The organism is Glutamicibacter sp. V16R2B1, assembly GCF_005774635.1.
Taxonomy (GTDB): domain Bacteria; phylum Actinomycetota; class Actinomycetes; order Actinomycetales; family Micrococcaceae; genus Glutamicibacter; species Glutamicibacter creatinolyticus.
In genome coordinates this window covers 52857-64837 of record NZ_VATX01000014.1, presented here as the reverse complement: position 1 = coordinate 64837, position 11981 = coordinate 52857, and the positions used below count along the sequence as shown (strand labels likewise).

General features: G+C 67.4%; 12 protein-coding genes. 4 read left to right on the top strand and 8 right to left on the bottom strand.

Going from position 1 to position 11981, the window contains the following annotated elements; genetic code table 11:
* Positions 1 to 32: 32 nt before the first annotated feature.
* Positions 33 to 287 (bottom strand): hypothetical protein, encoded by a 255-nt coding sequence (locus FDN03_RS09955; RefSeq protein ID WP_249354486.1) that lies wholly within the window; start codon positions 285 to 287, stop codon positions 33 to 35.
* Positions 288 to 472: 185 nt separating this feature from the next.
* Here FDN03_RS09955 and FDN03_RS09950 point away from each other — a divergent pair, with 185 nt between their 5' ends.
* Positions 473 to 769: a DUF503 family protein gene (locus FDN03_RS09950; protein ID WP_138176491.1), complete on the top strand. Its 297-nt coding sequence runs from the start codon at positions 473 to 475 to the stop codon at positions 767 to 769.
* Positions 770 to 794: 25 nt separating this feature from the next.
* Here the strand turns inward: FDN03_RS09950 and FDN03_RS09945 are convergent, their stop codons facing one another.
* From FDN03_RS09945 to FDN03_RS09915, 7 genes are all read right to left on the bottom strand, one after another.
* Positions 795 to 1496: a response regulator transcription factor gene (locus FDN03_RS09945; RefSeq protein WP_138176489.1), complete on the bottom strand. Its 702-nt coding sequence runs from the start codon at positions 1494 to 1496 to the stop codon at positions 795 to 797.
* Positions 1484 to 2791 (bottom strand): histidine kinase, encoded by a 1308-nt coding sequence (locus tag FDN03_RS09940; protein WP_138176487.1) that lies wholly within the window; start codon positions 2789 to 2791, stop codon positions 1484 to 1486. The genes FDN03_RS09945 and FDN03_RS09940 overlap by 13 nt, the downstream gene beginning before the upstream one ends.
* Positions 2792 to 2847: 56 nt before the next feature.
* A complete protein-coding gene (locus FDN03_RS16435) occupies positions 2848 to 3681 on the bottom strand; it encodes an ABC transporter permease (protein ID WP_171021203.1) in 834 nt (277 codons plus the stop codon).
* Positions 3678 to 4613, bottom strand: coding sequence for an ATP-binding cassette domain-containing protein (locus FDN03_RS09930; protein ID WP_138176485.1), 936 nt, complete (start codon positions 4611 to 4613; stop codon positions 3678 to 3680). Before FDN03_RS09930 ends, FDN03_RS16435 begins: the two co-directional genes overlap by 4 nt.
* Positions 4614 to 4717: 104 nt before the next feature.
* Positions 4718 to 5728, bottom strand: a complete 1011-nt coding sequence (locus tag FDN03_RS09925) for a YdcF family protein (protein WP_138176483.1) — start codon at positions 5726 to 5728, stop codon at positions 4718 to 4720.
* 55 nt (positions 5729 to 5783) lie between these two features.
* Positions 5784 to 7217 (bottom strand): NAD(P)/FAD-dependent oxidoreductase, encoded by a 1434-nt coding sequence (locus tag FDN03_RS09920; RefSeq protein ID WP_138176481.1) that lies wholly within the window; start codon positions 7215 to 7217, stop codon positions 5784 to 5786.
* Positions 7214 to 8698, bottom strand: a complete 1485-nt coding sequence (locus tag FDN03_RS09915; protein WP_138176479.1) for a glycosyltransferase 87 family protein — start codon at positions 8696 to 8698, stop codon at positions 7214 to 7216. The genes FDN03_RS09920 and FDN03_RS09915 overlap by 4 nt, the downstream gene beginning before the upstream one ends.
* Positions 8699 to 9063: 365 nt before the next feature.
* On the opposite strand from FDN03_RS09915, the gene FDN03_RS09910 reads away from it, so the two are divergent.
* From FDN03_RS09910 to FDN03_RS09900, 3 genes are all read left to right on the top strand, one after another.
* Positions 9064 to 9678 carry a TetR family transcriptional regulator gene (locus FDN03_RS09910; RefSeq protein WP_212743899.1) on the top strand — a complete coding sequence of 205 codons (615 nt, stop codon included), beginning with the start codon at positions 9064 to 9066 and terminating at the stop codon, positions 9676 to 9678.
* Positions 9679 to 9759: 81 nt separating this feature from the next.
* Positions 9760 to 10917 (top strand): acylneuraminate cytidylyltransferase, encoded by a 1158-nt coding sequence (locus tag FDN03_RS09905; protein ID WP_138176477.1) that lies wholly within the window; start codon positions 9760 to 9762, stop codon positions 10915 to 10917.
* A gap of 67 nt (positions 10918 to 10984) precedes the next feature.
* The gene (locus tag FDN03_RS09900) at positions 10985 to 11878 is read left to right on the top strand and encodes an N-acetylneuraminate synthase family protein (protein WP_138176475.1); all 894 of its coding nucleotides are present in this window, start codon (positions 10985 to 10987) and stop codon (positions 11876 to 11878) included.
* The last annotated feature ends 103 nt before the right edge of the window (positions 11879 to 11981 follow it).

Genomic DNA, 11981 nt, shown 5'->3' with positions numbered 1-11981 from the left:
GGGCGCTTCAGCGCCCCGGCCCCCTTATCCGGCTACTGGCCCTCGTCCTGCTGCTGGGCGTCGCCGCGGGCGTTTTGCTCGGCGACCGGTTCGACAGCGTCCTGGACCTCCTGGGGATCGGTGTCATCCGGGAAGGGCTCGGTTTGCCGGTGGGCTTCGACGTGGTCCGGCTGCTTGCCCTTGACCATCCCCTCGGTCTCCTGCTTCATCTGGTCATCGAGATTTGATCCGTGTTTGGTGTTGCCGCGTTCGGCCATGACGTTCTCCTCCCTACGTGGCTGCGCCACGCTCGTGCCGGTTGGGTGCCTCACGCTAGCACCGCACCGGAGGTGACAGAAGGCATTGCGGGTGATCCCCAAGAAACGTTCAGGCTGCCGGGCCACGCCGGTGGCGCAGGACGCGTTCGTCGGCGCTGACTGGGAATCCGCACTGTGCTACCCCGCCGCGGCGGCAGCCGGGAGATGATGTGCCCATGTGGATTGGATGGATCGAGTTTGACCTGCTGCTCGGCGACGTGCACTCGCTGAAGCAGAAGCGTTCGGTGGTGCGCCCGGTCATTGCCGAGATCAAGCGGAAGTTCGAGGTTTCCGCGGTGGAAAGCTCCCACCAGCAGCTGCACCGCCGCGCCGGGGTCGGGGTGGCGGTGGCCGCCGCCGACGCCGCCCGCATGGTGGAGGTGCTGGACGCGGTGGAGCGGCTGGTCGCTTCCCGGCCCGAGGTGGATTTGCTTAGCGCCCGGCGCGGGACGCATTCCTCCACGGACGACTAGATTTCCCGGGCCGGCGGGGGTGCGCTTAGTAGTCCAGGCCCTGGGAGGGGATCACCAGCCCGGTCTCATAGGCGTAGACCACCGCCTGCACGCGGTCACGCAAGTGCAGTTTTGTCAGGATGCGGCGCACATGGGTTTTCACGGTCGCCTCGGAGAGGAAGAACCGGTGGGCGATCTCCGCATTGGACAGCCCCTCGGCGAGCGCGCGCAGCACCTCCTGCTCGCGCGGGGTCAGGTCATCGAGCAGCGGGTCGCGTTCCAGGGTCCCTGCCGGGCGTGCCGGGGAACCCCCCGCGGCGGTGCGCACATAGGTTTCCAGCAGCCGGGCTGTCACCCGCGGGGCGACGACCGCGTCCCCGCTGGCGACCAGGCGGACCGCGGAAACCAGCTCCTCGGGGGCCACGTCCTTGAGCAGGAAGGCGCTGGCCCCGGCCTGCAGTCCGGAGAACGCGTACTCGTCGAGGTCGAAGGTGGTCAGGATGATGATCTTGGTTTCCGGGTGGGCCTTGGCCAGCCGCTCAGTGGCCTCGATGCCGTCCATCCGGGGCATGCGCACGTCCATGAGCACCACGTCGGGGGCCAGGGTTTCGGCCTGGGTCAGCGCCTCGAGCCCGTCGGCGGCCTCCCCCACGATCCGCATGTCCTGCTCCCCCTCCAGGATGAGCCGGAAGCCCATGCGCAGCAGCGGCTGGTCATCGACCAGCATCACCTTGATCATTTGTTCCATCGGGACTCCTCCTTGGGTGTGGTGCGCTGGGGCGCGTCGGTGTCGGGCAGCTGCAGGCAGGCCTTGACGATCCACCCGCCGTGGGCGCCGGGTCCGGCGTTGACGCCCCCGCCGAACAGTGCGGCCCGTTCGCGCATGCCACGCAGCCCCTGCCCGGAGCCGGCGCTGGGCCCGCCGCTTCCCTGTCCGTTGTCCACCACCTCGATGCGCAGTGCCTGCCGGTCCCGGTCCAGGCGCACCGAGACGGCGGTGACGTTTCGAGCGTAGCGCAGCGCGTTGGTCAGCGACTCCTGCACAATGCGGTGCACGGTGAGCTGGAAGGCGGCGTCCTCCGGCAGCGGCTCACCGGTGTAGGTGTAGGTCAATGGCAGGCCGGCGACCCGGAAGCCCTCCAGCATCTGGGCCATGGACCCCTCGGTGGGCTGCGGGGCCAGCTCCCCGCCCTCGGTGTTGCGCAGCACCCCCAGCATCCGGCGCATGTCGGCCAGGGCGGCCCGCCCGGTGCCGGAGAGTTCGCTGAGCACCGATTCGGCGCGGGCCGCGTCCTTGCGCCCCACCACCCGGGCTCCGTCGGACAGGGCGATCATCACCGACAGCGAGTGGGCGACGACATCATGCATCTCCCGGGCGATGCGGTTGCGTTCCTGCACCTGGGCCAGGCGGGAGACCTGGGAGGCCCAGTGGTTCAGCTCGGCCTCGTGGATCCTCGAGTTGCGCACGTTCAGCCCGATGATGGCGGCGGTGAGGTACACGGTGGCCAGCAGACCGCCGGCCACCCCCAGGAACAGTGCCTGTCCGCCGTAGTCGTCCACGGTGGTGCCGTCCTCGAAGACCAGTCCGCTGGTGCCGGGGTAGCCAATAACCAGCAGCAACAGCAGCTGGAACGCGGCGGCCAGCACCGCCAGCGGGATGGAGCGCTTGCCCGAATAGTTCGTTCCCACGCTGTACAGGGCGATGATCATCCCCACCCCGGAGTAGCTGGCGTCGTTGCCTGCCAGTACCATTCCGGCGCAGTCCAGCACGAATACGATCACCAGCACGCTCATCGGCGCCCGATTGCGCCACAGCAGGGCCACGCCGACCGCGAGCATCAGCAGCAGCACCCCGACCGGGTTGAAGTCGCTGATGTAGGCGGCCGGTACGAAGGAGAGCAGGCTCAGGAACAGGTACACCGCCGAGGTGCCCACGGCGACGAACACCGGGTGCTGGCGCAGGTAGCGGCGGATCCAGCCCACCCGCTTGGCGGTGATCGCGTCGAAGGAGACCACCGGGTCGGCGGTATCGGACTGGCTCATGATCCCCAATATAGTCCCTGGCCAGTGCGTCCGCTCCGGGTGCCGCGGGCGGTCACCTAGATGTCCCGGGCCTTGACCAGGATCCCGGCCAGCACCAGCGGGATCAGCATCCAGCCGCCCACCACCAGCAGCTGCTGCCAGGTTTCCCAGTCCGAGGGGTAGCTCAACGGCAGGGCCAGGGACATGCCAGCCTGGTCGGGCAGGAACGGGGCGACCTTCTGGAACCAGTCCACCAGCGAGGCGATGATGCTGGTGGCGATCGGCACCACGAAGAACAGGGCCACCAGCACCGTGATGCCCCCGGCCGAGTTGCGCAGCATGGTGCCCAGCGCCAGCCCGATCATCGTCACCATAACCAGGTACAGGGTGCCGAACCACATGGCGCGCTGGAACGGTTCGGAGGTGAAGTTCAGCGGCATCGAATACATCTGGGCCAGCGGCTTGCACACCAGGTAGGATAGGGCGAAGGAGGCCAGGCCCACCACGACGGTCACCCCGGTCATCAGCAGCGCCTTGGCCGTGAGCACCCGCAAGCGCTGCGGGCTGGCCAGGAAGGTGCTCACCGCGGAACCGGTGGTGAACTCCCCGCTCATCAACAGCACGGCCAACGCGCCGATGATCAGCTGGGCGAAGGAGAGCCCGGAACCGATCATTTCGGCCACGAACCCCTCCGAGGCCATGTCCGGCATGCCCGGGGTGCCGGCGGCCGGCGTGCCGGCGACCATCCCCACGCTCCACAGCACCAGGGCCGCGAAGCCGACCATCACCAGGATGGAGACGGCCACCAGGATCCGGGTGGAGGTCAGGGCGAAGAACTTGATCGCCTCCCCGCGCAACACGCCCCAGAGGCTGACGTTGCCGCCCAGAACGGGCACTGCGTGCTTGCTCATCGGTGGTCCCTTCGTGCTGCCAGTTCCTGCTCGGACTGGGTCTGGTATTCGATTGCGTCGCGGGTCAGCTCCATGTAGGCGTCCTCCAGGGTGCGCTGCAGCGGACGCAGTTCGCTGAGCACCACCCCGGTTTCCAGGGCGCGGCGCCCAATGTCCTGGGAGCTGGGCCCGTAGACCTTCAGCGTGGTGGCGTCCTCGCGCACCAGCTGGACCCCCTCGGCCGCCAGCGCGTTCATCAGCACCTCCAGCTGCTCGGACTTCACCAGGGTCTGGCGCACCTCGGCCTCCAGGAACTGGCTGATCGGGGCGTCGGCCATGATCCGTCCGCGCCCAATCACGATCAGGTGGTCGGCGGTCTGCGCCATCTCGCTCATCAGGTGGGAGGAGATGAACACGGTCTTACCCTCGGAGGCCTGGTGGCGGGCCAGGGTGCGCACCCAGGCCACCCCTTCCGGGTCCAGGCCGTTGACCGGCTCATCCAGGATCAGCACCCGCGGGTCCCCCAGCAGGGCGGTGGCGATCCCCAGCCGCTGGCCCATGCCCAGGGAGAAGCCGCCGACCTTCTTGCGCGCCACCTGGCGCAGCCCGGTCAGCTCCAGCACCTCATCCACCCGGGAAAAGCTGATCCCGTGGGTGGCGGCCATGGCGCGCAGGTGGGAGCGCGGGGTCAGTGACTTGTGCACGCTCTTGGCCTCCAGCAGCGTGCCCACCTCGGTCAGCGGGTGGCGGGATTCACCCAGGCGGCGGCCGTTGACCGTCACCTGCCCGGCACTGGGGCGGGCCAGTCCCACAGCCATGCGCATGGTGGTGGACTTGCCGGCGCCGTTGGGGCCGAGGAACCCGGTGACCATCCCGGGCTGGACCGTGAAGGAGACGTTGTCCACCGCGGTCTTCGCGCCATATCTCTTGGTTAGCTGCTGGGCCTGAATCATGCTTTCAGCCTAGGCTCTGCTCGTCGGGCGGTCACCGCCCGCAATGTTGATTTTGCTGATCCCCCATAAGGATGAGTTCACCCCGCCCCGGGCGGGGACCGGGCCTAGTTCAGCGACTGGTTCAGCGAAAAGACCAGCCCGAAGATCAGCACCGCGGCAAAGGGCAGGGCCAGCACCACGAAGGTCTTCCACTGGTCGCGGGCGATGGCGATGAATTCGCGCAAAAATGCGCTGGGCCGGTAGTAGGCGGCGGTCTTGCCGCCGAAGGAGGCAGCGTCGTAGCCCAGCTGACGGGAGGCCAGGGCGGCGCGCAGGCTGTGGTAGTCGCTGGTGACGATCCACAGGCCCTCTTCCCGGCCCTGCTCCCGGAGCAGCTGGTGGGAGTACTTCAGGTTCTCCACCGTGTCCCGGGCCCGGTCCTCCACCAGGATCCGCTGCCGGTCGATCCCCTGCTCCTGCAGGTAGCGGGCCATGCTCACGCCCTCCGGCTCCGCTTCGTCACTCCCCTTGCCGCCGCTGGGCACAATCCAGGCGCTTTCCGGCGGCAAGCGGCGGAAGAGCTCAATCCCCTTGTCCAGCCGTCCGCGCAGCAGCGCCGGCACCGTGCCGTCGATTGTTCGCGAGCCGAGCACCACAATCCCCGAGGGGTCCTTGTAGACCGGGAACTTGGCGTACACCCAGGCGTAGAGCAGCACCATGGCGAACATCATGGCGGTGAACACGGAACCCATGAACAGCACGAACGCGCTGACCAGCCCCAGCCAGTGGTGGGAGAGCACCAGCAGCACCGCTAGCGCCGGAAGCCCCAGCACCAGCAGCCCGGCGATCAGCGAGAGCAGGTTGCCCAGCCGGGCCCCCTCCCGGCGCCACATCAGCACCCCATTGTAGATCAGCACCCCGGCGAAGATCAGGACCATCAGCGGCAGCGAGAACAGCAGCAGCGCCAGCACGAATCCGGCCCCGGGCACCGTGCTGGACAGCGCCTCGGTGATGCTGCTCAGCGTCAGCAGCACCGCTGGCAGCAGGACGGCGGCGTTGATCAGGCGGCGCGGTTCGGAGCGGTACATCCAGATGAAGACGATCCACAAGGTGGCAAGGGTGATCAGTGTGGCCATGCCTCGATCCTATTTCATCACCGGTTTCCGCGGCCGGACATGGCGCTGCCGGGATTCAGCGGATCCCGAACTCATGGGACAGCATGGCCTTTGCCCCCAGATAACCGCCCATGCCGTGCACCGACGGGCCCGGAGGGGTGGCCGAGGAGACCAGGTACAGTCCCTTGGACTGCAGCCACCACGGATTGGTGCTCACCCGGGGGCGCCGGATACTGCCCAGCAGATCCATGGTGCCCCCGGACAGGTCGCCGCCCACCAGGGCAGGGTTTTGCCGCTGCAGTCCGCGCGCGGTACGCACATGCTGTTCGAGCACCACGTCCCGGAAGCCGGGGGCGGCAGCCTCAAGCTGGGCTGTGATGCGCGGTGCCATGTTGGCATCGGAGCCCAGCGGGACATGGCAGTAGGCCCACAGCACCTGCTGCCCGCCGGGGGCCCGAGTGGGGTCAAACTGTGAGGGCTGGGAAACCAGCACGAACGGATGATCGGCGGGACGACGGCGACTTTCCCGTTCGGTGCGCAGCACCTGCCGGGCGGTACCGGCCAGGTGGATGGTGCCGGCCTGGGCCAGCAGCGGATCCCTCCAGGGCACCGGTTCACGCAGCACATAGTGCACTACGCAACTGCCTGGGGAACGCCGGGGATTCGCCAGCCGCTGTGCCAGGGCATGCGGAATCCGACCTCGCCCGAGCCGGGCGGCGGTTTCCGGGGAGGTGTCCAGCAAGATGGTCTGCGCGTCCATTTCCCCGAGTTCTTCGATGCGGCGCCCGGTCTCAATCCGTCCTCCGTGGGCCCTCAGCTCGGTGGCCAGCGCCTGGCTGATCGCCTGGGAGCCACCCCGGGGTATCGGCCACCCGCCCGCGTGGGCAGCAGCGGCCAGAAACAATCCGGCTCCGGCACCGGCCGGTCCGCGCGAACCACCGGCCACATGGGCGGCGCAGCCGGCCAGCAGCGCGGCCGCCTTCGGGTAGCGTCGGCTCAATGCCTGTTGCAGGCCCATTCCGCCCAGGGTCGCGGCCCCGAACGCGGTCAGCGTTCCAGGATGGGCGGGTAGTCGCAGCAACGGATTCAGCAGGGTGTCCCCCAGCTGGTTAATCCGCTGCACCAGCGGACCCAGGAGTCCGGCGAACACCGCGCCCTGCCCAAGGGGTAGGTTCGAGCCCGAATCCAGGTGCTCTACGGTCCGGTCCAGATCCTGCCAGGCGTAGGCGGTGCGCTGGTCGAGCACGTGGGCGTAGGACATCTGGGGCACAAGGAAGTCCACTCGTTCGCGGACCTTCAGGTCGGCGAACGCCGGGGAGAGCAAAGCCATGGGGTGCACCGCGCTACCCACATCGAAGACCGCCTCGGACCCGTCCAGGGGGATGGTGCGCGCGGCGCCGCCGATGGTGGTGTTGGCCTCGTAAACCGTGACATCCAGTCCTGCCCGTGCCGCCACACACCCCGCCGCCAGCCCGTTGGGTCCGGCCCCGACCACGGCGACCCGGCTCATTCAGCGCTCCTACCGCCGGCGGAGGTGGTGGCTTCGAAAGGGATGCTCCCACGCCGACTTCGCACAATGCTCCAACTGATCCGGTCATCCGCCCCGGCGAACGGGCCGGCTTGCGGGTCTTCTTGGCCTACCGCTCTGACTGGGTCATATTCCGGTTTTAGAATACTTTGAACGACACGGAACATAAGGTATCCGAGCATGAACATATGGGCCAGGACCAACACGACGTAACCCGACTCGGGGAACGCGTGATTGGCCTCCACCTCCGAGGAGTAGCTGTGGATGTAGAACCACAATCCATAAAAGTGCAGCACCTCCACCGCCATCCACACAGTGAATTCCTTCCACCGCGGCAACGCCAGGGCAAAGAGCGGAATAAGCCACACGATGAACTGCGGCGAATACACCTTGTTCACCAGCACGAACGATCCCACAATCAGGAACACCAGGCTCGCCACTCGCGGACGGTGCCGGGCGAAGAAGGTCAACAACGCCACCGCCACGCAGGCCAGGAAGAACAGAACCAGCCCCAACCGGGAGATGGCCTGGGCCTCCAAATGCACCATCCCCGGCACCTTCGCGGCGACAATGTTCCACACGTGCCAGAAACTGGATAGTCCGGCACCGCGTTCGGAAGTGAACTTGAAGAAGTGGGCGAAGGACTCGGGGAAGGCCAGGGCGTAGGGCATGTTGACCGCCAGCCACGCCGCCAATGCCGACCCGCCGGTCACGGCAAAAACCCGAAGCTTGCCGGTGCGCAGCGCAAGGACAAGCACGGCGCCCAGGAACAGGACCGGGTACAGTTTTGTGGCGGTCCCCAAACCAATGAGCACTCCCGCCAACACCAGGTGCCGACGTGCAAAGCTGAGCATCCCCAGCGCGAGCAGGGCCACTGCCCACATGTCCCAGTTGATGCTTGCCGTCAAGATCATCCCGGGGGCAATGGCGACCATGGCCGCGTCCCACGGACGACGCCCGGCCATGCGGGCAGTGCACAGGACGGTCACCAGCCAGAGCACCGAAACCAGGACCAGGTTGAGGTCAAAGTACAGCAAGGCGCGGTTCACTGCCGTCTCCGGAACCAGGGCCGCCACCCCGGAAGCGGCCGCGCTCATCAGCACCGGGTACTCGAATTCGGCTCCCGCGCTGAAAGGGGCCCACGGATTTTCGGCAAAGCCCCGCGCTCCGAAGAGCGGAACCCAGTCGGTGTAGCAGGCCATGAGGTAGGGATTCTGCCCCGTCCAGCCGTTGACGCGGCATGGGTTCTTGGCCAGTAGCATCAAAAGCGAACCGGTGACGGTGAGGATGATCAGCACTCGTTCGACCGTAAAAATCCCCGGGCTCACCCGCCCGGGATCGCTGCGCCGCCCCAATGGACCACCAATAACGCGAGTGAACTGACGCAGGAAGGCGTCACTGCGCGAGGGCACGGTGATCCGCCACGGCTGGCGGGTCTGCTGTCGCTTTCTTGGCTCACCCATGATCCCCACCCTAGTTGTTGGAAATGTCGAAGACCCGCATCAGGCCCGCTTGTCCTGCATGTGTTAACGCATGACCCCGCGTCCCACCGCTTCCTGGGCGTCGCTGCGTTTTCCGCCTGTACCGCCGACCGGCGGAAGGTAAAGCGGACGCCGGCTCAAGCACTGCCAGCAACCCACCCGCCAATCCCCGGGCTTCCAGCTTGTCTTGGGCCGCAAGGACTGTGGGTGGCTTTCTGAACCAAATGGACGGGGCATTTCCGGCCCGCGTTGAATTCCCTCCCCGGCGAAACCTGTCACCAGCGAAGAACCAGGCGCTCGAGCAGCACTTGCGCCGCCCGCCAGGGACGTTTCTGAAAATGCAGGACATGCAATCTACTGTCGGCGCGTTGGCCAACTTCCGACCCGCTTATAGTGAGGACATGGAAACGGGGCAGCAGCGGGCCATGGACGCGGCCATTGAACTGGTGGGGACCCAGGGGCTGCGTGCCCTGACCCATCGTCGGGTGGATGAACATGCCGGTCTGCCCGCGGGTTCCACCTCCAACTACGCCCGCACCCGGGCGGCCCTGGTACATGCGGTCATGGATCGGATCATCGAGCTGGAAGCCCGGGCCACCGAGGCGGCCACGATGCCGGCAACGGCCGCACAGCTGCTGGAGTCCATGGCCCGGCTGATCGATGCGACCACCGGCGAGCGCCGGGTGCTGAGCACCGCGCGGCTGATCCTGTTCATGGAGGCCAGCCACGATGAGCGGTTGCGGGAACGGGTCACGGCCGGCCGGGTGATCCTCGAGCGTTTTGTCACCGCCGCCCTGCAACGCCTGGGCGCCGGGGATCCCCAGTCCGGGGCCAGCGCACTGATGGCGTGCGCGGAGGGCATCATCCTGCACCGCATCGTGCGCCAGGACCGCTCGGATGCCCGGCCCGCACTGCGCCTGGTGCTTTCCGGCATCCTTCCTATCGACCCGGTCGGTGCGTAGGCGGGTAATTACACCTGCACTTCACCCCGCGTTTACCCAAAGGGTGCGCAACGGTTAACTCCGGCTCCTAGCGTCAAGGACGTGAGCAATACCAACCAGCCCAGCGTCTTGGCGATCATCCCGGCCCGTGGAGGATCCAAGGCGGTACGGCTCAAGAACCTGCGCAAGGTCGGCGGCCAGAGCCTGCTGGGCCGTGCGATCCAATCGGCCCAGGCCGCGGCCTCAGTCAGCGAAGTCGTGGTCAGCACCGATCATGAACAGATCCGGCAGGAGGCCCTGGCCTACGGCGCCAGCGTTGTCGACCGCCCGGCCGAAATCGCCGGGGACACGGCCAGCAGCGAATCGGTGCTCCTGCACGTGCTCGCCCAGCGCGAGGAGCACCCGCAGATCACCCTGTTCATCCAATGCACCTCCCCCTTCATCGACCCGGCGGACCTGGATGCCGCGGTGCAGCAGGTGGCCTCCGGCAAGGCCGATGTCAGCTTCGCCGCGGTCCCCGATCACGGCTTCCACTGGGGCCTGTCCCCGGAGGGCGCGGCGGTGGCCGTTGGCCACGACGCCGCGCACCGCCCACGCCGCCAGGACCGGGAACCCAGGTTTCGGGAAACCGGCGCCTTTTACGCCATGCACACCCCCGGCCTGCTGGCCAGCGGGCACCGCTTCTTCGGGACCCTGGCGATCCAGCAGGTACCGGTGGAGCACGGCATCGACATCGATTCGGAAGCCGACCTGCACTGGGCGGACCAGCAGGCGACCGGCGCCGCCGGACACATCGAGGTGGATGCGGTGGTCACCGACTTCGACGGGGTGCACACCCCGGACACCGCCTATCTGGATGAGCGGGGCACCGAATCGGTGCGAGTTTCGCGTTCGGACGGGATGGGGGTCGAACGGCTGCGGGCGGCCGGGGTGAAGTTCTTGATCCTGTCCAAGGAACGCAACCGGATCGTTTCCGCCCGCGCCGCGAAGCTGCAGGTGGAGGTCGCCCAGGGCATTGAGTCCAAGGCCGAGTACCTCTCACGCTGGATGGCCGATGAGTCCATCAATCCCGCTCGGGTGGCCTATTTGGGCAATGACATCAATGACGTGCCCGCCATGGAACTGGTGGGTTGGCCGGTCACCGTGGCCGATGCCCGTCCCGAGGCCCACCGTGTGGCCCGACACCGACTTACCCGTGCCGGAGGGTCCGGCGCGGTGCGTGAACTGGCCGAACTCGTGTTGGCCGCGCGCAGCAGGTAAAGACCGTCCGGGGCTGGTCCGCAGCCCCACGACCACAGACTTTCCACCACTACGAAAGGCAGTATCCATGACCACCGTGAACACCGAAATCAAGCCCGTTGCCATCGGCGAGCACCTGCTCGGTGCCGGCCAGCAGGTGTACGTGATCGGCGAAATCGGAATCAATCACAACGGTGACATCGAGATCGCCAAGCAGCTGATCGACGTGTCGGCGGCCGCCGGGGCGAACGCGGTGAAGTTCCAGAAGCGCACCCCGGAGGTCTCCACCCCGATGGACATGCGCGACAAGATCCGCTCCACCCCGTGGGGCGAGATGACCTACCTGGACTACCGCTACCGGGTCGAGTTCGACCAGGCCCAGTACAAGGAGCTGATCTCCTACGCCGCCTCCAAGGGCATGCACGCCTTCGCCTCCCCCTGGGACGTTCCCTCGGTGGAGTTCATGGAGGCCCAGGGCGCGGTGACCCACAAGGTCGCCTCCGCCTCGGTCACCGACCTGGAGCTGCTGCGGGCGCTGGCCGAGACCGGCAAGCCGATCATCCTGTCCACCGGGATGTCCACCATCGAGCAGATCGACAAGGCCGTGGAAACCCTGGGCACCGACAAGCTGGTGCTGATGCACGCCACCTCCACCTACCCGCTGCCCCCGGAGGAGGCGAACCTGCGCACCATCGAGACCCTGCGCGATCGCTACCAGGTGCCGGTGGGCTACTCCGGGCACGAACGCGGCCTGCAGATCTCCCTGGCCGCCGTCGCCCTGGGCGCGGTCACCGTGGAACGCCACATCACGCTGGACCGCACCATGTGGGGCTCGGACCAGGCCTCCTCGCTGGAGCCCAAGGGCTTCGAGGCGCTGATCCGCGACATCCGCATCCTGGAGCAGGCCATGGGCGACGGGGTGAAGAAGGTCTTCCCCGGTGAGCTGGCCCCGCTCTCGCGCCTGCGCCGCGTCGACGGCTAACCCGGTCCCGCCCGGGAACCACCCCTGATTCCGGGGCCCGCCACGGGCCCCGGAATTCGCGCTTTGCCCGGCCTGGCCCGCCGCAGCCCCCTCCCCCCGCCAC